This window comes from Methyloversatilis sp. (genome assembly GCF_051861465.1).
Lineage (GTDB): Bacteria > Pseudomonadota > Gammaproteobacteria > Burkholderiales > Rhodocyclaceae > Methyloversatilis.
In genome coordinates, this window is sequence record NZ_JBHYCQ010000002.1 from 1 (window position 1) to 24,465 (window position 24,465).

General features: G+C 60.2%; 18 protein-coding genes. 5 read left to right on the plus strand and 13 right to left on the minus strand.

Annotated features, from left to right (window positions below):
- From ACTIFF_RS02320 to ACTIFF_RS02340, 5 genes are all read left to right on the plus strand, one after another.
- The coding region (locus tag ACTIFF_RS02320; protein ID WP_439535373.1) for a hypothetical protein at positions 1-185 on the plus strand (185 nt) is incomplete at its 5' end.
- A 712-nt stretch (positions 186-897) separates the two neighbouring features.
- Positions 898-1,572: a Tn7 transposase TnsA N-terminal domain-containing protein gene (locus tag ACTIFF_RS02325; protein WP_439535374.1), complete on the plus strand. Its 675-nt coding sequence runs from the start codon at positions 898-900 to the stop codon at positions 1,570-1,572.
- Positions 1,569-3,536 carry a Mu transposase C-terminal domain-containing protein gene (locus tag ACTIFF_RS02330; RefSeq protein WP_439535375.1) on the plus strand — a complete coding sequence of 656 codons (1,968 nt, stop codon included), beginning with the start codon at positions 1,569-1,571 and terminating at the stop codon, positions 3,534-3,536. Before ACTIFF_RS02325 ends, ACTIFF_RS02330 begins: the two co-directional genes overlap by 4 nt.
- Positions 3,537-3,551: 15 nt before the next feature.
- Entirely contained in the window at positions 3,552-4,478 is a 927-nt protein-coding gene (locus ACTIFF_RS02335; protein ID WP_439535376.1) for a TniB family NTP-binding protein, read from the plus strand.
- Complete coding sequence (locus ACTIFF_RS02340; RefSeq protein WP_439535377.1) at positions 4,475-6,709, plus strand: TniQ family protein; 2,235 nt, start codon at positions 4,475-4,477, stop codon at positions 6,707-6,709. Before ACTIFF_RS02335 ends, ACTIFF_RS02340 begins: the two co-directional genes overlap by 4 nt.
- 98 nt (positions 6,710-6,807) lie before the next feature.
- Here the strand turns inward: ACTIFF_RS02340 and ACTIFF_RS02345 are convergent, their stop codons facing one another.
- From ACTIFF_RS02345 to ACTIFF_RS02405, 13 genes are all read right to left on the minus strand, one after another.
- Positions 6,808-8,076, minus strand: coding sequence for a hypothetical protein (locus ACTIFF_RS02345; protein WP_439535378.1), 1,269 nt, complete (start codon positions 8,074-8,076; stop codon positions 6,808-6,810).
- Between the two features lie 429 nt (positions 8,077-8,505).
- Positions 8,506-8,850: a hypothetical protein gene (locus ACTIFF_RS02350; RefSeq protein WP_439535379.1), complete on the minus strand. Its 345-nt coding sequence runs from the start codon at positions 8,848-8,850 to the stop codon at positions 8,506-8,508.
- Between the two features lie 290 nt (positions 8,851-9,140).
- Entirely contained in the window at positions 9,141-9,434 is a 294-nt protein-coding gene (locus tag ACTIFF_RS02355; protein WP_439535380.1) for a hypothetical protein, read from the minus strand.
- Positions 9,431-10,840, minus strand: a complete 1,410-nt coding sequence (locus tag ACTIFF_RS02360; protein WP_439535381.1) for an RHS repeat domain-containing protein — start codon at positions 10,838-10,840, stop codon at positions 9,431-9,433. The genes ACTIFF_RS02355 and ACTIFF_RS02360 overlap by 4 nt, the downstream gene beginning before the upstream one ends.
- A 17-nt stretch (positions 10,841-10,857) precedes the next feature.
- Positions 10,858-11,214: a hypothetical protein gene (locus ACTIFF_RS02365; RefSeq protein ID WP_439535382.1), complete on the minus strand. Its 357-nt coding sequence runs from the start codon at positions 11,212-11,214 to the stop codon at positions 10,858-10,860.
- Positions 11,215-11,253: 39 nt separating this feature from the next.
- Positions 11,254-14,559, minus strand: coding sequence for a DUF6531 domain-containing protein (locus tag ACTIFF_RS02370; RefSeq protein ID WP_439535383.1), 3,306 nt, complete (start codon positions 14,557-14,559; stop codon positions 11,254-11,256).
- 353 nt (positions 14,560-14,912) lie between these two features.
- On the minus strand, positions 14,913-15,044 hold the full coding sequence (locus tag ACTIFF_RS02375; RefSeq protein WP_439535768.1) for a PEP-CTERM sorting domain-containing protein: 132 nt from the start codon (positions 15,042-15,044) through the stop codon (positions 14,913-14,915).
- 878 nt (positions 15,045-15,922) lie between these two features.
- Complete coding sequence (locus ACTIFF_RS02380; RefSeq protein ID WP_439535384.1) at positions 15,923-17,152, minus strand: ribonucleotide-diphosphate reductase subunit beta; 1,230 nt, start codon at positions 17,150-17,152, stop codon at positions 15,923-15,925.
- Between the two features lie 144 nt (positions 17,153-17,296).
- Positions 17,297-20,149 (minus strand): ribonucleoside-diphosphate reductase subunit alpha, encoded by a 2,853-nt coding sequence (locus ACTIFF_RS02385; protein WP_439535385.1) that lies wholly within the window; start codon positions 20,147-20,149, stop codon positions 17,297-17,299.
- A gap of 179 nt (positions 20,150-20,328) precedes the next feature.
- Complete coding sequence (gene ampD, locus ACTIFF_RS02390) at positions 20,329-20,880, minus strand: 1,6-anhydro-N-acetylmuramyl-L-alanine amidase AmpD (protein WP_439535386.1); 552 nt, start codon at positions 20,878-20,880, stop codon at positions 20,329-20,331.
- Positions 20,881-21,144: 264 nt separating this feature from the next.
- Complete coding sequence (locus ACTIFF_RS02395; RefSeq protein WP_439535387.1) at positions 21,145-22,494, minus strand: sigma-54-dependent transcriptional regulator; 1,350 nt, start codon at positions 22,492-22,494, stop codon at positions 21,145-21,147.
- Positions 22,464-24,092, minus strand: a complete 1,629-nt coding sequence (locus ACTIFF_RS02400; RefSeq protein WP_439535388.1) for a sensor histidine kinase — start codon at positions 24,090-24,092, stop codon at positions 22,464-22,466. Before ACTIFF_RS02400 ends, ACTIFF_RS02395 begins: the two co-directional genes overlap by 31 nt.
- Positions 24,070-24,312 (minus strand): PP0621 family protein, encoded by a 243-nt coding sequence (locus tag ACTIFF_RS02405; RefSeq protein WP_439535389.1) that lies wholly within the window; start codon positions 24,310-24,312, stop codon positions 24,070-24,072. Before ACTIFF_RS02405 ends, ACTIFF_RS02400 begins: the two co-directional genes overlap by 23 nt.
- Positions 24,313-24,465: the final 153 nt, after the last annotated feature.

The following is a 24,465-nucleotide window of genomic DNA, read 5'->3' on the forward strand; positions in this document are numbered from 1 at the left end:
AGCCGCGCAGGGTACCCAAAGCGCAGCTTTGGGCGGTCCGCTCGACCGCAGTGTTGGACATCGCCGAAAACCGGAACGAACGTGCGTTGTGCATAGCGAAGCCGCTACCTTTCGACCTAGATCCGAACCCAAACGGCAATCAGCGCTCGCTACCGGCTGCCGCCCTCAATGCCTCGAAACACTAGCACACACGCATGGCGCAACAAGGGGCGCTGTCCTGCCGGCCAGACGGACGCGCGTCGATCCGAGACTCGGCCTACTCGCTGACTTCGTGATTCGCTTCAATCTTGACCCACTGCCTGCGACGACAGCACCGGTGATGCCCAACTTTGTTTTCTACAGCAGTTTTGATGGATAACTCCTGAGGGTGCTGGATAACTCCGAACACCAAAACAGCAATTTCATTTTTTACATCAATGGCTTGATGCACCCTGCGATTGCCTGATCGATCATTAAATTGCCGACAAATGCAGCAGCTCGTTTGAAGGTTACTAATCGCCGCTTGTCACGTCTACTAAGTAGCACGTGTGAGTAACCGACCCTGCCCATCCGAATGCTGGGCGGCAACGGAGCGGGCGAGTCGGGTCAGCGGGCGAAATGCGGTTCTTTGCTGTAAGGGTGTGCGCAAGCCACCAGGTGGCCACCGTAGCCAATGAGGGACCAAAGGATCAATGCCCCGATCGGCAGCAGGACGGCGTATTTCATGTCCACCGCCTCGTAGTCGTGAAGAACGTCTAGCGTAGCGACGAATTTAAGCAGACATGTGGGGTCAATACCCCGCCAAATCGGCTGCAGCGATGCAGTTCGGCTATCACCGGATCCGCTCGTAGTGCTCGGTTGCTGACGCCCTAAGCCACATCGCGCTAAAGCTCCGCGCCCCTGCTCCGTAATGTGCGCATGAGCAGCGAAGTCCAAACGATTGGCCGGGGCCGTGGTGTACCGAAGTCCAAGCAACTACCCGCGCGCCGCATCAGCCGAGGCCGTCCCGGCGTACACATCGTCCAGTTCCCCTCTGAGATGAACAAGCGGGTGATTCCCGTGGAGGGCCGGCTTGAAGCGGACATGTGTCTGCTGTTCGAGTTTGATCCGTCGATTCAGTCGTACAGATCCCAGCCGCTGACGGTAACCCTGGCGGATGAGCACGGCTTCTTCAATCACACCCCAGACTTCGAGGTGACGCCTTTCGAAGGTGATCCCTACATCGTCGAGGTAAAGCCTTCTGCACGTGCCAACCAACCGTTCCGTGCCCACCGTCTCCAAGTGGCGCGCGAGCACTTCTTGGGAAACGATCGAGAGTACTTGCTCGAAACCGAGCTCTCGATCCGCATCGAACCAAAAATCACAATTCTGCGGAATCTATACGGCCGCGCGCGTGCTGTGCCGCTCGACGACATTGCGGCCCTTCTTGCACTGCTACCCAAAGATGGCACCCCCGTAAGCCTGCTAACCATAGCTTCTCACTTGCCGAATAACCTCGGGCGAATCGGCAGGGGCGTTCTAAGTGGCTGGATTGACGTTGAGCTCACAAAACCCATCGGGCCGAACTGGCTCGTTTGGCGCAAACCGAGATGAGTGCCCTACCCACTACCAGTGAATTCCGACACCCGAAGGTCGGGGAGCGCTACCTGTATTCGGGGTACGAATTCGAGGTCCTGCGAATCGACCAGGCCATCGTTACGCTGCGCGGCGTAAACGTTAAGCGGGTAAGCGATATTCCCTTGTTACGTTGGCAAGACCTGGCAGATCGTGGGCGACTGACCATTGTCGCCGCTATAGAACCCTGGAACGACCTTTACGCAAATGCGGCAAACCTGACCGACAAGGAGGCCAATGCGCAGAAAAAGCGATTGGCCTACGTCCGCGCGTTCGAGCATGAGCTGTGTGGCAGAGCGCCCACTGAGCTCGGGACCTTGCTGATCCAGCGAATCGCGGAGGAACGTGCCGAAAAGCCGCCCTCCCTTTCTCGGGTGCGCGCATGGATCCGCAAGTATCGGGAGTCTGGCCGAAATCCGTTGGCTCTCATCACACGCGAACACAGGACGCGTGAGCGCAAGCCACGGATGGACGGCACGGTAGCAGCGCTCATGCAATCGATCCTACGCTCCACGTACATGGACGACCGTCGGCCGAGTGCACAAGCGATCTACTGCATGCTCTGTGCCGAAATCGAGGCCGAAAATCTGAAGCGGCCTCCCGATACGAAGCTGTCCCCGCCATCAAGGGCGTCGTTTTATCGGGCAGTCGCAAGCCTTGACGCGTACACCTCGGATCTAAACCGACACGGCAAACAGTACGCCAAGCGAAAGCATCGCCACGGCGGGAAGATCCATCCGCCGACCATGGTGCTGGAGCGAGTCGAGAGCGATAGCAACTACATTGACCTGATCGTCGTTGACGAGAACGGCGACCCTATCGGCCGGCCTGTATTGACGATCATGCTGGACATCTTCAGCAGATGCGTCCTCGGCTGGGACCTTTCGTTTGTGCCGCCGTGTGCTGCAAAAACGATACGGGCCTACAAAGATTCAGTATCGTCAGAAAATGGCCGCCTTCCCGGTGGCGCGGCGGTAGAACTGATCGTCGATGGCGGACCGGAATTCAAGAGCGATCTGTTTCTGGTCTGCGAGCGCTTCGGGACCACCGTTCGAATCGTTGCTCCCAGAGAGCCGAACGAAAAGCCGCACATCGAGCGGTTCTTCAAGACGATGAACTCGATGTTCATCCACCTTATCCATGGCACAACTCGTTCATCGCCACAGGACCGCGGCGACTACCAAGCAGTCAAGCAAGCGTGGATACAACTCGATGAATTACGCGAACGGTTCGCGTCCTGGGTCGATAACATTTACCACCGCTTGAATCATTCGGAATTGGGCCTCCCTCCGATCGTCGTCTGGCAAAAGGCAACCGAGCTCGATATTCCGACGCGGTACCTGAACGCGGGGCTTGACCAGATCTGCAGAAAGTCCACCGAGCGCTCGATCACCGGGGGTCGTGTAAACCTCTTCAACCTCAGCTGGACAAGCCCAGCGTTGCCGGACTTGGCGGGCCGGCTGGCCACTCATCCGGAAAAAGACAAGGTCGTCGTGCTCTATGACGAAACCGACCTCAGTCACGTGTACGTAGTCGACCCGGATGACGCCACGCGCTTAGTCCGTGCAGACCCCGTTGACCCGCGCTACCAGAATGGCCTGACTTTGGCCGAACACAAGGCTGCCAGCGCAGCGCTCAAGGCGGCGGGTAAAGACGCCCAAAACACGAAACTACTGAACGAAGCGCGAAAGAAAATGTGGGATGAGTTCGACGTGAAGACGGCCCGCGCGCGCAAGCAGTTCGCTCGCATGCGCAACGAGAAGGTGGCCGAAAAACTAAGGCAATCAACCGGAGCAACCCAAGGGGGCCAGCTTTCGAATCCGCAAACCGGCGAACTGCCCGAGACGGACTTCGCCCTGCCCAGACTCGAAAGCACTTCATCGCAACCGGGGACCGAACTGGACCTGTGGGATGAAAGCAGCGAGATCTATCAATCACTCTGATTCCAGGCACTTGTTATGAAAATGGAAGAGCTGCCGTCTGGTCTGAACGCGTTTCGCGACGTCTTCTACCAGCATGACAAAGTCCTTGAGTGCATTAGCGCCTTCAACGACGTACTCCGGTACAACGATGGCCGAAGAGAACCGAGCTCTCTGGCGATAAGCGGTCGCGCGGGCACGGGGAAGACCACTTTGTGCTCGCACCTCCTCGCCCCGTTCAAAACTGAAGTCTTCGAAGAGCCCGAAGGCATCCGGAAGGTAATTCCCGCCTTCTATCAAGCCGTCCCCGGTGTTGCGACGATCAAGGATCTGGCTCAAAAACTGTTGATTCGTCTTGAAGTGAGTGATCTGAGTGGCAACAGAACTCAGCTTACTGAGAGGCTGATTCAGAATCTCAAGACGTGCAAAACACGATTTTACATTCTCGACGAGTTTCAACACTTGGTCGATCCACGAAAAGAGAAAACCCATGCGACAGTGAGAAACTGGGTGAAGGATCTGATGAATGAATCAATGGTTCCGATTATTCTTGTCGGAACTGCAGACCTACTCACGTTGCTAGAAGGCGATGAACAATTAGAGCGGCGTTTCCGGCGCAGTTGCTCGCTATCCGAATTCGCATTGAATGACGATTTTCGAAAAGTGATCATCTTCTTCACCAAGCGCCTGAACGAACATTGCTCGTTGAAGGCTGCCGACGTAATCAAGAAAAGCCTTTTTACGGAACAGATGTACGCAGCGACAGGCGGAAATATGTCTGCCACGAAGGACCTATTTGTTGAATCTGCCGACCAGGCTTTAACAAAGGGCGACACTGAGCTCAGCGATGCACACTTCAGAGAGGCGTACAGGCGAATTCGAATTTCGTCCGCTCTGGCTCCCGAGGGCGTGAACCCGTTTTCACAAGACGCTGACAGACTGGGTCTGTCCCGGACCGTCAGATGAATTACCTACCGCTCCCGATCGAGGGTGAGTCACCCTTGAGTGTTGTACTTCGCATGACGGAGATGAACGGGTACTCGTCGGTGAAGGGCTTCGTCTATCGCCTCATCAAGAGCCCCTCCAAATCAATGCTGTTTCGGAAGGGAATTTTCGCTCGAAAGATGTCAGAGCTGTACCCTGAGGAAATCAGGAAGAGGCTGCTTGGCGGCTTCTTTGAAGAACGTCCAAGCGTTTCATCACGCAAACCTGTTCGTGTCCTCAACGTCGATTTACCTGCCACTGCCGTTCGATTCTATTGGCAGGCTGTCTGCCCGAGTTGCGCAAAAGAAGGCTACTACCGGGCAGAAACCTGCGTCGCACTGTTCGAGTACTGCCCAAAGCACAGCCGCAGGCTCGTGAGAAATTGTCCCGAGTGCGGTGCAGTCTTTGGCCCGGGGCAACGCGGTATCGATCAGTGCCAATGTAAAGCGCCCATCTCCACCATCGAGAGTCCGCGAGGCTTCGCCTTTGGCGAGCGGGTCTTGTACGAAGCGATGGCAAGGGGAGACCAAAAACGGGTGTCGCAGATGCTCGCCTACGTGACAGTACTGGAGATAGAACGCGAGACCGATCTGGTCAAAAGATCAAGGCTGCTCGGGTACGCGGCATTGCTCACCATAGCGCCAGCGCAAGGCGTCCGCGCTTTCGCTCGACATCAACAGAGACGATACCCGGAGCTCTTGCCGCGTGTCGCACTCGCTCGCCTCATCAGTAGCGTGTCGCCGGCCAGCGATCTTGCCGAACAACTGGCAAGAACCGTATCTCGCGAAGTGAAGATCACGCTGGTTCCGAGGGAGCAAATGAATGCGCCGACATGGCCACCGCAGCCAGCAGAGGGCACATCTCTTGCCCAAGCCCCCACAAATGCTGACAGCGAGAATCTTCTGCTCTTGCTGGACAGTCGTGCCGCTTCAGCGGCGCTCAACGTTTCGACGCACTCGCTCACAGCTCTTGAGCGTGCCGGTTTGCTCAAGTTGATACGGCGAAACTCCATCATCCGGCACCGCTTCGGAAGCCATGAGGTCTCTGGCTTGATGTTGCGACTCGCACAGGGCTGCGCGGAAGGCGCCTTGGGCGAGGGCGATCAATTTCGAACACGCGCCTATGCAGAGGAGCTCGTCGAAATTTTCGCAGGCCGAAGGCAGGTTGTGAAGTTCGATATCGAGTCTGGACTTCCATCCCTCAAGACGATCGCGTCTCCCGAGGCATCCGCGGCCAATGACAGCACATCGGGCCCAAGGCCCAGCGACCTCCTGACACTTGAGGAAACGGCCGAACGACTCGGTACGTACGCGGACGCTATACGCAGAATTGAGAAGGCGGGCCACTTGACTCGTCACACGAGTGCGAATGCCCAAGGCCGACAGCCCATCACATTCACGTCCGAGGAGGTGCAACGCTTTGACCGTGAGTACATATTTGTGGGCAACCTGGCCACACAGCTTTCCACCGGAGCGACATCGTTATCAGACCGCCTGGCCGCTGTGGGGGTCAGCCCGATATCAGGACCTCGTATCGACGGCGCGCTCGTCAATGTTTTCCGACGCGCCGACCTACTCGACGTAGATCTGCAGAAGGTCAAAGCGCTTAAAAACTATCCGACTCGAACCGGTCGAAAAGTGGCTGGCGTGGTGCGCTACGACAAAAAACGATGGCTGACCTCAACGGAGACGGCCGAATTGCTAGGAATAACCGTTCAGCAGGTTGCTGCATTACAGCGGAGCGAACTCCTGGTGAGCGACACGCCGCCCGATCGCGAGGCAGACAATCGAGACTATTTTCTGCGCACAGACGTCGAAAAGACCCGATGCGAACTCGATGCGATGATGGACATCGATGCCGCCGCCGCTCAAGTAGGTCTCACTCGGCGGGAGTTCGTTGTTCGGTTTATTGAATCAGGCTTGGTTCAATGTGTTTCCGTTTGGAAAAAGCAGCGGATCAGACGGGTTGATCTTCAGCGTATTCAGGAGAACTTGGTCAAATACCTCAGCGCGGCGCAGGCGGGCGAAATCTTGGGCACACACTCGCGTTATTTAATGAATGCCGAGCGGGCAGGCAGAATCCAGCGTGTGCCCGAGCACGAATGCGGTATGAAGGGAGCGGCCCTGTTTAGGTGTGAGGATGTTTTGGCCCTGAAGGACGGGCCGGAGATTGAATCACAGCGAAGAGGGGTGTCGAAGAGGTTGCTCGGATAACCGAGCTGAAGGTTCGGAGTCAAATCCGTCCTCCCGGGCACCGTAGCTCCTCGTACCTATCAAGCACACATGTTCTTACATATGAGCCATGGGCGGGTTCATTTCCTGATCTCTTGAACAATCTTGGCCAATTCAAGAAACCTTTCTGCCATTTTAACATCATCTTTTTCGAGCCTATGATCAGTTTCGCGATGTCCGAAATAGCGAGTTGCGAACTCTCGTTTAACCGAATTTCGATCTTCATCCGTCAAGGTGGCAAGGAATGGATCGATCGACGCAAGCTCCAGTTCAGCCTGCCGCAGGCCGCGCTCGTTTTTCTGATGGCGCGATACCTGTAGGGCCGCAAATCCAGCCAGCAGGATAAAGGGGGTAGAAATTAATAGCTGGCGGACTACTGTGGCCCAAGTCAAATCTTTATCAAATGTGAAGTAGAAGAACCCGACACCAATGACGATCCACGCCACGAGAGACCAAAACGCGACGCCTTTCCACAACGCAGCGCGGTCGCGCTCTTCGTTCGCCGTTTTTTGATACCCGTACGCCATCCCCGTATCAGTGATGATGCCAATTAACTTCTGGGCATAGCCTTTTTGCGTCTCCATCGCAGAAACGATAGCGGCGGTGTCCTCGTTCAACTTTGCCACTAAGGCCGCGTGCGCTTTAGCTGCCTCGCTGGCAGCCTCCCTCTCTGACTCCGCACGAAGCGCCGTCGCAGTCGTAAAAGCCTCTTGACGATCCTGCTCGCTTCTGGCGGCCACCTGGGCACGTGCCAGCTCTTGTGCGGCAAATTCTGTTTGCTTGGCTTGCTGTGCATCTGAAAACTGCTGCTGGAATGCCGCGATGGCAGTGTCTAACCTTTGCTTTTGCGAATTAATTTCAGCCGTGGCTTCTGATATGCGAGCCTGCAAGGTACCTTGCATCTGAGAGATGCCGTCGGTGTCTTTCCTGATCGCGTCCAGCCAGCTGCCAACGGCACTCCGGAAGGAGGAAGCAGCTTCCCTCATGCCATCGATGCCCTCTAAGGTCTGACGCGGAAGGGACGAGACCTGGGTGAGGCTATTGTCGAGATGAGCTTGCGCGTTGCTCCAGTGACCTACGTTTCCGTTGGAAGAAAAACTGTCGATTTCTGCTCGTGCTTGCTGAAGATAAGAGCTCAGGTTCGCGAGGGTACTGCTAACAACCAAGAGCGGGTCGATCTGATCCAAGGAGCGTCGAATATGTCTCGCCACGGCGTTAGCGCGGTCCCAGTTATCGAGCAATATCGGGGCTTGCGAGCAAGCCTCCCGTGCGAGCTCAAGTACCCTGCTGAAGTCCTCGATATCGAAGAAAACCTGATGGCCGTTAATACGTTCTAATATTTGGCTCATGTTCGTATACCCACGAATGGAATACCTGCTGTGTTACCACAACGGTGGAATGAATTCTAAAACTTTGTCGATGCAGTGATCTAATCGCTCGATAAGCGTGCATCGGAAAATCGTGTTCCGTACCGGGTAAATCCCAATCCAGGGGAGGTACGCTGAAGGCGGCGGCCAATTCCATAGCAGTATTCCCACCTCCGTATGACGACACCCCTACTCTTGCGTACCCTCTTCGACGCGTCCAACAAGTCGAGCTCTGAGTAGATGACTCAGGTAATCCCGCAGCCGGCGCTCATTAGGTACGGATATTACTTGACACGCGAAATTAGGTTCTCGCCTTCGCAGGCACCGTAGCATGGTTGGCGTATCGACACATTGGCAGCATATCGCCACGGCTGCCAGGTTGCCTGACATTGCCCCTTACTATTACTCGAATCACGGACACGAGAAGACGATCGGTTGATCAAATGTCAATGATGGGGTTTTCTTCGTCAATTCGAATTGCCCTCCCATAACGAAACCCGTTCGTCCATCTGGCAGACGAACCTCAGGAGCAAAGAAGTGCTTCAAGTCCTCACAGGACAACACGACAACCCGCGCTCCTATTTCAAGAACAGCTACCGTTCTTGTTGTTGCCGGATCAATTGTTGGCTCAGCACCGATTGGTACAGTGGTCGTAGCCAATAGTTCGATGTTCTTTCCAAGGATAAATATCGGAGCAAGCACAAGCAAAAGAGCGCCTGCGCTGCTGAGCAAGAAAATTCGCTTTCGATGACTCATGGCGCAAGGGGAATCGATGGCTTGACCGGCCCGGGATAGCAGGTCTGCCCAACCACCGCAGGAGATCGCGACAACGCATTCGACACGCTAACGGGCAACATCGACTTGCCAATATTCACGCCGACCCTGGCCAAGCACGATTGGATAGGGGTTCCACAGTTGTTGCTGGTTGCACTGTAATCACCGCCTGAATTTTTCAGGCACTCGGCAAGCACGGCCTCTTGGAAACACCGTCTAGTTAGCGGGATGGTAACCGTCCAACTTCGGGGGCAGTTCAAAGCCAAGGCGGTTCACGGTGAGTCAGGCTCGTCCACCGGGAAGAACAAGAAGCCTTCGCTGCGAAGAAGCCTCCAAGGCGACATTCCGATCTTGATGCTCTCCACCGTCAGAGTGAACGGCTTGCCCTCAATGAACCTTGCGGCCTTACGCTCAAGCCGTTTCAACGCTTTGGTCTTCGCAGCAGCAATGGCGCGCTCTACGGACTGAGCCACCACGTACTCGTTCCGGTAAAAGCCGACTTCCTGATTGTCCCCGCTCAGAAGAAGCGGCTCTCCAACCAACTGGATGCAAAACACCTGAATCAATCTGGGGCTCCGACGCCTGTAAGGTCCATCAAGTCCTTTGGCAAGGATAGCGGATTGAAGAAGTCCAGCCCCTCCGCAATGATGGCCATAGCGCAGTCCTCACAGTCCACGTGGCCTGCAAACGTGGCGGCTGCAGCAATGCTGTAGAAGATGTGACCGCCGTTTCGTGGGTTCGCGTGATAGTGGGGGCGACGGCCCTCAGAACTACCAGTCACTCGGTCGGGATGCATAGGATCCTTTATTGCACCGCGTCCCTCGCTGGTAGCGTTGGCAATTTTCTTCGCAATATCGCGACTGGCCTGTAAGTCCTCGCCCTGTTTGGCGAGTTGCACCGCCTCTTCGTAACTCACTGGGCGGATTTTCTCGATGCCCTTCTTGCAGATTCGGACGAGCCAAATCACAGCCTTCGTCGGAGCAAGCCCTTGCGGGTCAGTGAGCATTGTCGGTTGGCCACCCACGTAGCTGTACCCGTTGATCCCACCGGCAATCCCGATCGGATCACTCGACAAATACCTCCCGAGCCTTGGCACATAGTACCGATGCCAGTTGTAATGCAGCCCCGACTCCTCATCGTAGTACTGCCCCGGGAATCTCAGATTGACCGTCGTGGGCTGGCCGTTGCCGTCCGGGTCTTCGTTGGCCGGTGAGGTGCCGTAACCGTCCGACTCCCAGCGCCACACTGCCGGGCCAGTGTTTAAACGCGCCTGGCGCGGCGTACCCAATTGGTCGAGCTCAAATATCAGTTCGCGCGATAGGTCATAACTTCCTCCGACCCACCTGTATTCGATCTGTGCAAGAAGGTGAGCATCTGCCCACAGGTAGCTGCGTACCGGAGCCCCGGTCTCCGTGGTCTCGGCGATCAACCGGTCCTGATCGTCGTAGTGAAAGAACAGCGTTTTCGACCCCTGCGGCGCGGCGGCGGTCGTCACCTTCCTCGTGCGACGGTGCTTGTGGTCGTAGTGGTACGTCGCTCTGAGTTGGCCTCCCCGGCTTACCGTCTTGAGCCGCCCGGCGTCATCCCAGGTGTAGGTGTTCAGGCCGTCGTTAGTGATCTGACCGGCCGCATCAATGCTCACCGCTGCACCGTTGATCGTGGCGACCCGGTTCGTGTTCGCGGTGTAGGTCGCCGTGGTCGGGGTGCCCGGCGTACTGGCGCTGTCGGTAGTGCGGTTGCCGTTAAGGTCGTAGGCGTGATCCCGCTGACCGCTGAAGCCCGCCTCCGTGTCCAGCCGCTGGATCTCGTCATACGTATAGGTGCGCGTGCCACGCGGACTGGTCAGCGTCTGCACATTGCCCAGTTCGTCGTACCCGTACTGATCGGCACACACCTGTGAAGCTACTCCGGCGAGCAGCGCACACAGCAGCAGGCGGCCTATCGATCCTGAGGCCTTCGGAATTCGCTTCATGACTATGGCGCGCCGAATTACTGGTTGCTAAGGTAACCGGGCGCGTCCGCTCCACTGCCCGCAGGGATCGCAACGCACGTGGTCGCCGTAGCCGTGCTCGGGTAATACACCACCATTGTCTCGCGGGTGCTGCGCGCAAGCAGCGCCTGGGCGTGCCAGCGCTTGCAGCTTTCCAGCGGCACGCTCTTCCACACGGTGGTTGCGTTGCACAACTGCAGCGCATTGTAGTTCCACGACGGTTTGACAAAAATACTGCCATCCGCGTATGCCGTCACCGAAGTGACTGTGCCCGAGCAGGTCAGCGTTGCAGCCTGTAGGGTGGGCACGACCAAGGAAGCGAGCAGCGGAAGGATATGACGAATGAGCGAGCGCATGGGAATAACCTCCAAGTCTGGACTTATATGGGTGAGGAATCAGGGCAACAGGTCGTTGATCATCTGCGCTGGGGGAACCCCGATAAATATCGGACGTGGCGCAAGCGGAAGCTCTCCGGGTCTGAATGGAAACTGGGGAGTAACCCTCACGACAGCGTTGTAGACACCCTGCCCGAGCGTCTCACTGGTCTTCAATGTCTGCACGCCGCTACCCTGTAACTCCACAGAGTCGAGCAAATTAGCTCCGGTGCAGGGGCTGGCAGGATAGTCATGGCACAGTTCCAACGTTCCTCGCGCCTCGACGGGGCTTACACTTACGATTACGCTGATCTGCTCACCGACCGCGGCATAAACACTCGGCCACGAGTCCGTGAGATTCACTTTGGTCCCAGCGACAAATCCGCTGGTGAGCTGACCATCCGCATTGAAGCTTCGCGAGAGCGCCGCTTCGTTCTTGGCGCTAAACAGCGCCATATCAAGCGCCCCGCTTGCGTCATAGCTAATCGACTTACTGACCCAAAGTACCGAACCGGAACGGGTCACTGAGGCCGACTGAGGCTGACCCAGCGTGTTGCGCGCCGTGTTTAACTGCGATCCCGTCGGATCCACCCACGAGAGCACCTGACCGGCCGCATCCCTCACGTACTGCGTCACGTGTGCCTGCCCCGCTTCCGTGCGCGAGGCCGACACGAGATAGCCCTTGTCGTTGTAGTTGTAGATCGTGCTGCCCGAGCCATCGCTGACCGCGCAGAGCCTGCCGACCCCGTGACTGCAGCCCGATGCGCCATCCCACGTATAGGTCACCGTTTCGCTCACCGCGCCGCCGGCCGAGGGCCGGTAGCTCATGGTCAGCGGCCTGTTCAGCGCATCCCATGTATAGCTTGTCACCCGACCCAGTCCATCAGTGCGCTGGGTAACGTTGCCTGCCGCATCATGTGCGTAGCCGAGCGTGCCCCGGTCCGGGCTGCTCTCCTGCGTTGTGTCGCCCAGCCCATTCACCGCAAACTGGGTTTGCGCACCATTCGGTGCCGTCAGCGATGTCGGCTCGTCCTGTCCGTCGTACTGCGCCTGCGTGATGCCACGCGTAGGCTGCTGCGCGTCGTCGATCTGCTTGAGCCGGCCCAGTGCATCCCACTGGTAGTCCGTCTCCCGATTCTTCGGATCAATGAGCTTGTTCAGCCGGTTCATTGCGTCGTGACGCTGCTCTGTCACGTTGCCGATCGAATCCCTGCGTTTCCACGGGCGCCCCAGCGGGTCGTACTCGGTGCGCTGCTGGCGCGCGAGTTGATCGCCCGCATCGGTGACATCGACCTGGGTCACGTTGCCCGCGGCATCCAGCGTGTAGCGCGTATTGTTGCCGGCTCGATCAGTGATGTCGGTCAGACGATGTGCGTCATCCCAAGTGTAGTCGTAGTACCGACCGTCGGGCAGCGTCTGCCGCTGCAACAGCCCGGTCGGGTAGTAGTTCCAGCTCGTGGTGGCATCGGCCACGGTACGGCTGGTCAGCCACCCTCTCGGATGCCAGGTCTGGGTGGTGAGCACGCCGTTCGGGTCGGTCATTGACAGCAGCCGACCTGCTGGGTCGTACTGAGTGAAACTCCACACCTGACCCAGTGCGTTGGTGATCTTCTTCAGGTCACCCTTCGTCCAGCTGGCCGTGGTAGCCGGGTAGTACTCGTAGGTGGTGATGTCCGCCACATCGGTGCGCGGGCCGTTGGCAGTGAGCATCTGACCATGGCGGTTCCAGGTGTAGGTCCAGATGCGGGGCGTGCCGGTGGCCACGGCGCCGAAGCCTGCGCCGCCCGTGCCGTCGGTCGTTGCCTGTTCGACCTGCTTGCACAGCACGGCGATCGGTACCGTGTCATACACATAAGCATCACTCGGCGCGCAACTGGCGATCGCCCCGCCTGCCGTGGGGTCCGGCTGGCCGTGATAGACCCAGGTCGTGATCTTCTTCGGTTGTGCCTCGCGCACCTTCAGGCGCCACAGCGGATGCCACTCGGTGCTGATTCGACGCTGGGTGGCCGTCGGGCTGTAGCTCGACGGTGTCGCCGGGCAGGCGTCTGCGGCACCGAGCCCTTCAACGCGCACCGTCTCAAGGTTGCGCGCAAGATCGTTGCCGTAGCACGTCTTGTTCCCCGCAAAGTCGGTGCGGCTCGCAACGTTGGCGTTGCCGTCGTACGTGATGGCGGATGAGGCCGCGCCGCACCCCGGACCGCCGGGTTGGCTCACACCGGTCGAACGTGTCACACCGAACTGGGTGGCGAAACTGTAGGTGCGCGCCGTGCCCAGCGCGTCCGTCACCACCGTCTGGGTGACGTTGCGGTTGATATTCTGGGTGTAGGCGAGCGTTGCGGCATCGGCGCCTCCTGCCAGCGACTCGCCGATGGCACGACCATCGCTGTTGTACTCGTAGGTGGCAAACCGGGCGCCGTTCTCGTCGGTGATGCCGGTCAAAGCACCCGGCAGGTTGGCCCCGCCCGTATGAGCGGCTTCGTTGTAGTGGTAGGTGCGAACGGTGCTGTCCGGGTAAGTGACCGTGGTCAGCTGGTTGGCCGCGTCGTAGCCGTAGCGCACCGACTGAGCGGCCGAATTCGTGACCTTGACGATGCGGCCACTCACATCATGGCCGAACGTGAGCTTCTGGCCCTGGCTGTCCTGTACCCGAAGCAGGCGACCGGCGGGCAGCACCGTCGTCGTCGGGTTGCCAGACGCATCCAGAACGAAGCCTCCGTTGCCCGACACGCTGCCATCTGTGCCATCGCTATAGGTCACCGTGCGCACCGTGCCGTCGCGCTCGCGCACCGACTCAAGCTTGCCCAACGCGTCGAAGGTCTCGGCCCGCTCCTCCGCGGCGTCCCAGTAGCGCCAACCCGTGCGAACGCCGGAACTGTTCTTGAGCTCGATCAGGCGGTCACTGACGTCCGCTTCCGCATTCCATGTCGACCCGGAGAGCTGAAAGGTCAGCACCCGACCACCTTCTCGAATCGACCATGCAGTTGTGGTTGAACTTGAGGGCAGCCGGATCTGCTGCTGGTAATCGAAGGTCCAGCCGGCACCGAGCGGCATCACGACACTCGGACTGCCCGTGATCAATTCCGTGTAGCCCGCTCGCGTGCTCAGGCTGTTGTACGTCCGGGAGAAATCAATCGGTCCGGACTGAATATCCTGCTGGCGCAGAAACTTGTTTCCGCTGCCCAGGGCAACTGGATTGCTTAGAGACGGACAAGAGACGCCCGACTTTTTCGAGCTCGATGCTGCCTCTGACGCATGCGGGACGCACAAACCAGTCGAATAACTAAATGACTCCGTCGACGCGCAGAGAGGCGGGCCAACATGTCCCATCGGCCAAAGCCCTCCATGCACTGTCGAGTAATAACAGGCTTGGTTTGGCACGACAACGGACTGATCCTCCTGCGCCCTGACGAAAACCGACCATACCGGACCAGCGTAATCCAAGATTATCTGGTCTTGACAAGCCGCGTCTGGCGAGCCGTAGAGCGTCTTTGTCTGGTTCGCAATGGCAGGCCATTTTACAAGCCACACGTCATACGGATGAACGCTAGCCGAATAGAGCGTTACAGCAACAGCGACAAGAGTCTTTATGCACGCTAGACATAGATTTAAATGACCCCCGAATGAACTGGCTCGATTCTTTTCCACGGCAATCATTTCCATGAATCATTCAGCACTTGGTCTTAGTCTTGAAATCGCCGAGTCTCATAAATTCGAATCCGGCAGACAACAACCCCGAAGCCCACCAGCAACAAAACAATCGTCGAAGGTTCAGGCACCGGCGCGGCAATAACGGCACTAGTGCCGCCAAACAGGTACGCTTGTTCACTTGGTCACGCCAATCTATTTTTTAACGCCTTTGCACGATAAAGAAAACAAATAAAAACGTGTGAAGTTAACCCATGTGGATTACGGCGAAAGGCATAAAAAACCCGCGGATAGACGACTCGGAAAAAAGCCATCGTAGACAGCATTGCGGGATGTCACCTTTACGACGGCGCCTTCAGCAGGGCCGATCACGCTTCTGGTGAGGGTGCCCTTGTTTGAGTATCTGCGCTTGGGGGTATCCAAGTACCGCCGATGGTGGATGCTAGGACGCTCGCAGCCCACCACGCCGCATCGCAAGGCCGAAGTCGATCGCCATCCCAGACGTCAAAGGCTCCGAAGCCATGACGCCCGCCGGAGTGACACCGAGTCGGCGGTACTTTCCGGGCTCGGAGTTCTTGCCTCTAACGAGATTTTATCGCTGTCTCTAGCGGGATTCTCAGCACAAGCAATCGTGGAGGTTGGTCAATCTTTTGCCTCGGCGTTTAGGCTCTTATTCACTCGCATCCTATTGATACGTATGTTTTTTTCGGACAGAGCGCTTCTGAGCATTTAAGTGTCGGGCGCCATCCTGCAACCCGTCGTGTCCGACCACTCTCGTCTCTAGTGAGATTTTTTGATTTTCTCAAACGAGATTTTTCCTCTGAGCACGTTCCTAAAATATCAACGCGAATTGCACGTAGCGCCGGCGCAACGCTGCCAAAGGACATGGCGACACCGCGCCCAATCTGCGGCCAAAGCGGCTCCAGTAAACAAAAAGGGCGCCCGAAGGCGCCCTGAGGTCTTTCATTATTGTCTCTAATGAGACGTTATCGTCTCTAGTGAGACTGCTCTCGTCTCTAATGAGAATCTACGCTCAATCTCAACCTCAATCCCAACTCAAAGCCCCACCCGTCTGATATTCAATCACCCGCGTCTCAAAGAAGTTGCGTTCCTTCTTCAGATCAATCATTTCACTCATCCACGGGAACGGGTTTTCCGCCCCCGGATACAGCACGTCGAGACCGATCTGCTGCGCCCGGCGGTTGGCGATGAAGCGCAGGTACTCCTTGAACATGGCTGAATTCAGGCCGAGCACGCCACGCGGCATGGTGTCTTCGGCGTAGCGGTATTCGAGCTCGACGGCCTTGCGGAACAGGGTCTTGAGCTCTTCGCGGAATTCGATGGTCCACAGGTGCGGGTTTTCGAGCTTGATCTGGTTGATCAGGTCGATGCCGAAATTGCAGTGCATGGACTCGTCGCGCAGGATGTACTGGTACTGCTCGGCGGCGCCCGTCATCTTGTTCTGACGGCCGAGGGCGAGGATCTGCACGAAGCCGACGTAGAAGAACAGGCCTTCCATCAGGCAGGCGAACACGATCAGGCTTTTCAGCAGCTGCTGGTCGGTTTCGGGCGTGCCGGTCTTGAACAGCGGGTTGGTCAGTACGTCGATGAACGGGATCAGGAATTCGTCCTTGTCGCGGATCGACTGCACTTCGTGATAGGCGTTGAACACTTCGCCTTCGTCCAGGCCGAGCGATTCGACGATGTACTGGTAGGCGTGCGTGTGGATGGCCTCTTCGAAGGCCTGGCGCAGCAGGTACTGGCGGCACTCGGGCGCAGTGATGTGGCGATAGGTGCCGAGCACGATGTTGTTGGCGGCCAGCGAATCGGCAGTAACGAAGAAGCCGAGGTTGCGCTTGATGAGGCGGCGCTCGTCGTCGGTCAGGCCGTTGGGCGTCTTCCACAGCTCGATGTCGCGCTGCATGTTCACTTCCTGCGGCATCCAGTGGTTGGCGCAGCCGGACAGGTATTTGTCCCACGCCCACTTGTACTTGAACGGCACGAGCTGGTTTACGTCGGTGCCGCCGTTGATGACGCGCTTGTCTTCGGCGCGGATGCGGCGCATGCGGGTGGATTGGGCGGGGGCCGGGGCCGGTGCGGGGGCGCGCGGCGCGATCGGCAGTTCGGCGATCGGGGCGGTGATCGGCAGCGGCTCGGCGAACATGTCGCGGCGCGGCGCGGCGCCCACACGGGGAACTGCTTCGGTTGCCGCGGTGCGCAGGCCGAGGCCGGGTTGCGGGGTGTTCACGGGCAGGTCGTCTTCAAAACTCAGCATGGATGTTCTCTCCGTGGGCGGTGCGTGGAGCGACCGGGTTCTGGTTGATTCGGTTGTATTCGGTTCGCGTTCAGTCAGCGGGCGGGCGGACCTGACACCGCCCTGCCCTGCGCATGCAGGGTTCAGGGCGGCGGTGCAGCCGGCTTACTGGCAGGCTTCGCAGGTCGGGTCGTCGATGGCGCAGAACTTGGGTTCGGCTTCGCTCGGAACCGAATTCAGCTCACCGCCGCGGCCGGTCGACTTCTCGGCGTGCGTGGCGCCCATGGCGCGCAGGTAATACGTGGTCTTGAGGCCGCGCAGCCAGGCCAGCTTGTAGGTTTCGTCGAGCTTCTTGCCCGAGGCGCCGGCCATGTAGATGTTCAGGCTCTGCGCCTGGTCGATCCACTTCTGGCGGCGCGACGCGGCTTCGACCAGCCATTTCGGCTCGACTTCGAAGGCGGTGGCGTACAGGCTGCGCAGTTCGGCCGGAATGCGGTCGATGCGCGACAGCGAGCCGTCGAAGTACTTCAGGTCGGCGACCATGACTTCGTCCCACAGGCCCATCTTCTTCAGATCACGCACCAGGTGCTCGTTCACCACGGTGAATTCGCCCGACAGGTTCGATTTGACGAACAGGTTCTGGTAGGTCGGCTCGATGCTGGCGTCGACGCCAATGATGTTCGAAATGGTGGCGGTCGGCGCGATGGCGAGGCAGTTGGAATTGCGCATGCCGTAATCGGCGATGCGGCTGCGCAGCGCGCTCCAGTCCATCGTGACCGAACGGTCGACTTCGAGGTAGCCGCCGCGCTCTTCGGCCAGGATGTCGAGCGAGTCGTGCGGCAGGATGCCGCGGTCCCACAGGCTGCCCTTGTAGCTGGCGTAGCGGCCGCGCTCTTCGGCCAGTTCGGTCGAGGCCCAGTAGGCGTAGTAGGCGACGGCTTCCATCGAGCGGTCGGCGAATTCGACCGCGTCATCGGAGGCGTACGGCGTGCGCAGTTCGTGCAGCGCTTCCTGGAAGCCCATCAGGCCCATGCCGACCGGGCGGTGCTTCAGGTTGGAATTGCGCGCCTTGCCGACCGAGTAGTAATTGATGTCGATGACGTTGTCGAGCATGCGCATCGCGGTGCGGATGGTCTTGCGCAGCTTGTCGTGGTCGAGCACCTTGTTGCCCTGGCCGTCGTCCTTCAGGTGGGCGACCAGATTGACCGAACCGAGGTTGCACACGGCGATTTCGGTGTCGGAGGTGTTCAGCGTGATTTCGGTGCACAGGTTGCTGGAATGAACCACGCCGACATGCTGCTGCGGCGAGCGCAGGTTGCACGGATCCTTGAAGGTGATCCACGGGTGGCCGGTTTCGAACAGCATCGACAGCATCTTGCGCCACAGCGCCACCGCCGGCATCTTCTTGAACACGCGGATTTCGCCGCGCGCAGCCTTCTCCTCGTAGCGGGTATAGGCCTCTTCGAAGGCGCGGCCGAACAGGTCGTGCAGATCGGGGCAGTCGGACGGCGAGAACAGCGTCCATTCGGCGTTTTCCATCACGCGGCGCATGAACAGATCGGGAATCCAGTTCGCGGTGTTCATGTCGTGCGTGCGGCGGCGGTCGTCGCCGGTGTTCTTGCGCAGTTCGAGAAATTCCTCGATGTCGAGGTGCCAGCTTTCCAGATAGGCGCACACGGCGCCCTTGCGCTTGCCGCCCTGATTCACCGCGACGGCGGTGTCATTGACCACCTTCAGGAAGGGCACGACGCCCTGGCTCTTGCCGTTGGTGCCCTTGATGTGCGAGCCCAGCGCGCGCACCGGCGTCCAGTCGTTGCCCAGGCCGCCGGCGAACTTGGCCAGCAGCGCGTTTTCCTTGATCGCCTCGAAGATGCCGTCGAGGTCATCCGCCACCGTCGTGAGGTAGCACGACGACAGTTGCGGGCGCAGCGTGGCGCTGTTGAACAGCGTCGGCGTCGAGCTCATGAAGTCGAAGCTGGCCAGCAGCTGATAGAACTCGATCGCGCGCGCTTCGCGGTTGATTTCGTTCATCGCGAGGCCCATGGCGACGCGCATGAAGAACATCTGCGGCAGTTCGATGCGACGGTCGCGGATGTGCAGGAAGTAGCGGTCGTACAGCGTCTGCAGGCCGAGGTAGTTGAAGCGCAGGTCATTGCGGTGGTCGAGCGCGGCGCCCAGCTTCGCGAGGTCGAACTGCGCCAGCTTCGGGTCGAGCAGTTCGGCTTCGATGCCCAGCTTGATGTAGCGCGGAAAATAATCGGCGTAGGCGGTGGCCATCGCGCCCTGCGACGTTTCTTCGCCCAGCACTTCCGCGCGGATCGTATGCAGCAGCAGGCGGGCGGTGACGTAGCCGTAGGCCGGGTCGTTCTCGATCAGCGAGCGCGCGGCCAGGATGGCCGACTTGCGCACTTCATCCACCGGCACGCCGTCGTACAGATTGGTCAATGTGGCGTCGAAAATGGTGGCGACCGACACGACGTCGCCCAGGTTTTCGCAACTGTCCTGGATCAGCGTGCGCAGCGCTTCGCGGTCGAGCGGCATGCGGCGGTCGCCATCGACCACGTGCAGCACCGGCTGCTCGATCGATGCGTCAACGGCCTGCTGCTTCTGCGCGCGTTCGGCGGAACGCTTTTCGCGATACAGCACATAGGCGCGGGCCACGTCGTGTTCGGCCGAGCGCATCAGCGCCAATTCGACCTGGTCCTGGATGTCTTCGATATGGAAGGTGCCACCGTGCGGCAGGCGGCGCAGCAGCGCGCCGACGACCGCGTCGGTCAGTGCGGCAACCTGTTCGCGCACACGCGCCGACGCCGCGCCCTGCCCGCCATTCACGGCGAGGAAGGCCTTGGTCATGGCGATGGAAATCTTGGCCGGCTCGAACGCCACCACGGCACCGTTCCTGCGGATGATCTTGTAGTCGGTGTGCGCACTGTGCGCGGCGGCCGACGACTCGAGGCTGATCTGGTCCGGCGTGCCGGACAGTGAACGGTTGCTGCCGTGTTCGGCGGTCATTTGCATGCGTACATCTCCCTGGAGAACCGCAGCCACGCTGCGGCGGAATGAGTCTGGAGGTGGGGAAGTGTGCTCTTCGACCACTACCTATAGTGGTTCAAGCGGTTTGAGCTACTAAGTGTAGTGATGCGACCCGGACACCGCAAGCGCTTTTTTCCGCCGGCGGCGAATCTGCCGGAAACGCTTCAGGGGCGCGGGATACCGACCGCCGACCAGTCGAAACAGGCGCCCGGATCGGTCTTCCGACCGGGTGCCACATCCGAATGGCCTACGACATCGGCAATCGGATGGCGCTGGCGGAGCGCTCCGATCAGCGCGCGCGCGCGCGCGTACTGGACGGCTTCGAAGGGCAGCACGTTGCAGCCTTCGAACTCGATGCCGACCGAAAAATCGTTGCAGCGGCTGCGTCCACGCCAGCTCGATACGCCCGCGTGCCAGGCGCGCTCGAGGGTGGACACGAACTGCAGCAGCGCGCCGTCGCGCCGCACCACGAAGTGCGACGACACCCGAAGTGCTGCGATATCAACGAAATATGGGTGAGCCGATGGGTCGAGCCGGTTGGTGAACAGATCTTCAATCCACGGCCCGCCGAAGTCACCCGGCGGCAGGCTGATGCTGTGCAGCACGATGAGCGACACCGGCGCATCGTCCGGCCGCGCATCGCGATTCGGCGAATCGACGCGCCGCGCCGCCGCGCACCAGCCGTCGGCGTCGATAACGAGATCGGTGTGGGTCAAGAGGAGGTGCCCTTGGAAACTCGCAAGTTGAGCACGCGGCAACTCGAATTTGACGAGCTGAATCGCCTGCGGGGCAGGCTCCTACGAAAGACATCGCCCTTTTCATAGGAGCAGGCCCTGCCCGCGATCGCCCCTCTGCTCACGCGACCAAACATGTTCGACGCGCCCGATCGCCTGCGGGGCAGGCTCCTACGGAGAACGCCGCGCTTTTCGTAGGAGCCTGCCCCGCAGGCGATCCGCGCGGCGGCGTCCGAGACCCAACCTTCACTCATTGATGCCCAGCCGCTGCAGGCGGTAGCGCAGCGAGCGGAAGGTGACGCCGAGCAGGCGGGCGGCGGCCGTCCGGTTGTAGCGGGTCTTGCGCAGCGCGTCTTCAATGGCCGCGCGTTCCATGCGGTCGAGGTAGTCCTGCAGCGGCAATTCGCCGGCCGGGTCTGCGGGTGCGTCGTCGTCGGCGGGCATCAGGCCGAGATCGGCAGCGTCGATCTGTGCGTCGGCGCTCAGCGCATAGGCGCGTTCGAGCACGTTCTCGAGCTCGCGCACGTTGCCGGGGAAGGGGTAGGCGCACAGCGCGTCGATCGCGGCGCGCGTGAGGACCGGGTGCGCATTGTCGGGTGCGGCGATGCGCACGAGGAGGGTCTGCGCAAGTTGCGGGATGGATTCGCGGCATTCGCGCAGGCTGGGCATGCGTAATTCGAGCACATTGAGGCGGTAGAACAGATCCTGCCGGAAGCGGCCGTCATCGACCATCTGCTTCAGATTGCGGTGGGTGGCGCTGATCAGCCGGATGTCGGTCGGCTCTTCGCTGCGCGCGCCCACCCGGCGCACCGACTTTTCCTGGATGGCGCGCAGCAGCTTCACCTGCATCGACAACGGCAGATCGCCGACTTCGTCGAGAAACAGCGTGCCGCCCTTCGCCGCCTGGAAATGGCCCTCGCGGTCGGCATCCGCGCCGGTGAAGGCACCCTTGGTGTAGCCGAAGAACTCCGACTCGACCAGTGCTTCCGGAATGGCGCCGCAATTGACGGCGATGAACGGCCCGGCGCGGCGTGCCCCCAGTTCGTGGATGAGCCGGGCGGCGCGCTCCTTGCCGCTGCCCGATTCGCCCTGGATGTTGACCGGCGCACTGCTGCGCGCCAGCTTGGTGATCATGTCGCGCACGTGCACCAGCGCCGGTGCGTCGCCGACCAGCGCGTCGGCGCCCTGTGCCGGCGAGGCGGCGTTGCGGCCCGGCAGGTCGAGCGCCGAGCGCACCAGTGCGCGCAGCTGTTCGATCGATACCGGTTTGGCGAGGTAATCGAAGGCGCCCGCCTTCAGCGCGGCCACCGCATTGTCCATGCTGCCGTAGGCGGTGATGACGGCCACCGGCAGGTCGCGATGGTGTTCCGCGATGTGGCGCACCAGATCCATGCCTTCGCCGTCGGGCAGGCGCATGTCGGTCAGGCACAGCGCGAACTGCTCGCGCGCGAGGAAGTCGCGCGCCTGTTCGACAGTGCCGGCGAGCGACGCGTGAAGGCCCATGCGGGCGAGCGACATGTCGATCAGTTCGCGCAGATCGTCTTCGTCGTCGACCACCAGCACTTTCAGCTCACGTTGTGATCGCCGACGTTCCATGCACCGTCCCAGCTTCTGTTCATGCCGCGTACGCGGAAGTGCGCCCCCGGCGAATTATCCACGAAGTCCAGCCGCGCCCCGTTGGCTTCGCACAGTTCGCGCGCGATGTAGAGGCCGAGGCCGGTGCCCTTGCTGTGCGTGGTGAAGAAGGGCTCGAACAGGTGCGTACGCACCGCGATGTCGATGCCCGGGCCGTCGTCGAGCACCTCGATCAGCGTTGCGTCGTCTTCGCCGCGCACGATGATGCGCACGGATTCCTGGCCCTGACTGGCGTAGCGCAGCGCATTGACCACCAGATTCCACAACACCTGATGCAGATGGCCGCGATCGAACCAGATCGCGCCCGATGCCGGTGCATCGATGCGCACGCGACTGCGTACCGATGCATCGCGCATCGCCAGTTCGTCGACAAAGCTGCGCGCATAGGCTGCGACATCGAGCAGCTCGGGTTCGGCACGGTCGCGACGACCGAGTTCGAGCACGTCGCTGACCAGGCGGTCGAGCCGCAGGCTGTTGTCGCAGATGATGCGGGTGAGTCGCGCCTGTGTTTCGGCGCGGCGCTCTTCCTGCAGCAACTCGGCCGCCTGCGTGATGGCCGACAGCGGGTTGCGGATTTCATGCGCCATGCTGGCGGTCAGCCGGCCGAGCGCAGCGAGCTTGATCTGGCGCGCCTGCTCGCGCAGCCGCGCCAGATCCTCGATGAACACGAGATGACCGCCCTGCTCACCCGCCGGTACGCAACGCACGCGCACCGCCGCCGGCCGCGCTGGCAGGTCGAGCACCATGACCCGTTCGCGATCGGCCGACGCGATGCCGGACAGCAGGTCGTCGAGCGCGGGCGAGAAGTCGGCCAGCGTGACCGGGCGCGGCATGGCGGGGTCGAGCAGGCGATGCGCCTGCGGGTTGGCCTGCCGCACGCGGCCATCGGGATCGACCACCAGCACACCGTCTTCCATGTCGCGGATGACGCGCTCGTTCACCCGCATCTGTTCGGCCAGATCGCGCCCGCGCTCGCGCGCCAGCACTTCGTTGGCGATGACGCGGCGGGCCAGCAGGCGCACCGCAATCGCCGTCGCGAAAAAGCCGATGCTGATGGTGCCGACCTGCACGAAAGTGGTCGCATCATCGACCGTGGTGATCGCCTGTATCGACTGCTCGAACAGCATCGCGATACTGGCGACCGCAGCGTAGAACACCGCCAGCCGGCCTTGCCCGACCAGCGCCGCGAAGGCCAGCACCACCACATGCATGAAGGGCAGTCCGCTGCTCGCGCCGCCGCTGGCGTAGGTGAGCAGGGTCAGAAAGACGATGTCCGCCAGTACGCCCAGCGTGAGGCGACCGCCGGAGGTCGGAAGCACGCGGTCGGCGCCCAGCATCGTCACCAGCGCAAAGGCCCAGTACGCGAGCGCGGTGCGCGAAAACAGCGCTTCGTTGTAACGGCCGAAGCTGATGTCGCCGGCAAAGCCGAGCACGATGGCCAGCAGCACCGACGTCATCAGCAGCCGGTACAGGCTGAAGTAGCGCAGCGGCGTCAGGAACGACAGGCTGGCGCTGTCGTCATCGACCGGCGCAGCGTCAGCGACCGTTGTCGTGCGCATCCGCATGCGCGTCCCGGTGCTCGATGGAACAGTAATGTCGCTCGCCGGCAGAGAGCGCCTCGCCTTCCGGCAGGCGCAGACCACAGTGCGCGCACTGGACGATCTGCTCGATCGCCTTCGTCTCGGACTTGGGTTCGACCGGATCGGGTTTGCGTGTCTTCTTGAAGAACCACAGCCAGGCGACCAGCGCCAGCAGTGCAAAAAAGAGGATTCGGGTCATCGTTGCGCGAAAAGGTCGGGTTCGGCGGATGCCACGGCAACGCGGAACCACTGCGTCGCCTGAACCGTGCAGCAAGCTTACGGCGCAGCCGCGATTTGCGCGAGTCCCCGCGGGCGAACGGACAACCGGTGATTGATGCGGCGATTCGTCAGG

Coding starts and splice junctions, on each gene's coding strand:
- ACTIFF_RS02325 (WP_439535374.1), top strand. CDS start 898: ATGAGCAGCGAAGTCCAAACGATTGGCCGGGGCCGTGGTGTACCGAAG.
- ACTIFF_RS02330 (WP_439535375.1), top strand. CDS start 1,569: ATGAGTGCCCTACCCACTACCAGTGAATTCCGACACCCGAAGGTCGGG.
- ACTIFF_RS02335 (WP_439535376.1), top strand. CDS start 3,552: ATGAAAATGGAAGAGCTGCCGTCTGGTCTGAACGCGTTTCGCGACGTC.
- ACTIFF_RS02340 (WP_439535377.1), top strand. CDS start 4,475: ATGAATTACCTACCGCTCCCGATCGAGGGTGAGTCACCCTTGAGTGTT.
- ACTIFF_RS02345 (WP_439535378.1), bottom strand. CDS start 8,076: ATGAGCCAAATATTAGAACGTATTAACGGCCATCAGGTTTTCTTCGAT.
- ACTIFF_RS02350 (WP_439535379.1), bottom strand. CDS start 8,850: ATGAGTCATCGAAAGCGAATTTTCTTGCTCAGCAGCGCAGGCGCTCTT.
- ACTIFF_RS02360 (WP_439535381.1), bottom strand. CDS start 10,840: ATGAAGCGAATTCCGAAGGCCTCAGGATCGATAGGCCGCCTGCTGCTG.
- ACTIFF_RS02365 (WP_439535382.1), bottom strand. CDS start 11,214: ATGCGCTCGCTCATTCGTCATATCCTTCCGCTGCTCGCTTCCTTGGTC.
- ACTIFF_RS02370 (WP_439535383.1), bottom strand. CDS start 14,559: ATGGGACATGTTGGCCCGCCTCTCTGCGCGTCGACGGAGTCATTTAGT.
- ACTIFF_RS02380 (WP_439535384.1), bottom strand. CDS start 17,152: ATGCTGAGTTTTGAAGACGACCTGCCCGTGAACACCCCGCAACCCGGC.
- ACTIFF_RS02385 (WP_439535385.1), bottom strand. CDS start 20,149: ATGCAAATGACCGCCGAACACGGCAGCAACCGTTCACTGTCCGGCACG.
- ACTIFF_RS02395 (WP_439535387.1), bottom strand. CDS start 22,494: ATGGAACGTCGGCGATCACAACGTGAGCTGAAAGTGCTGGTGGTCGAC.
- ACTIFF_RS02400 (WP_439535388.1), bottom strand. CDS start 24,092: ATGCGCACGACAACGGTCGCTGACGCTGCGCCGGTCGATGACGACAGC.
- ACTIFF_RS02405 (WP_439535389.1), bottom strand. CDS start 24,312: ATGACCCGAATCCTCTTTTTTGCACTGCTGGCGCTGGTCGCCTGGCTG.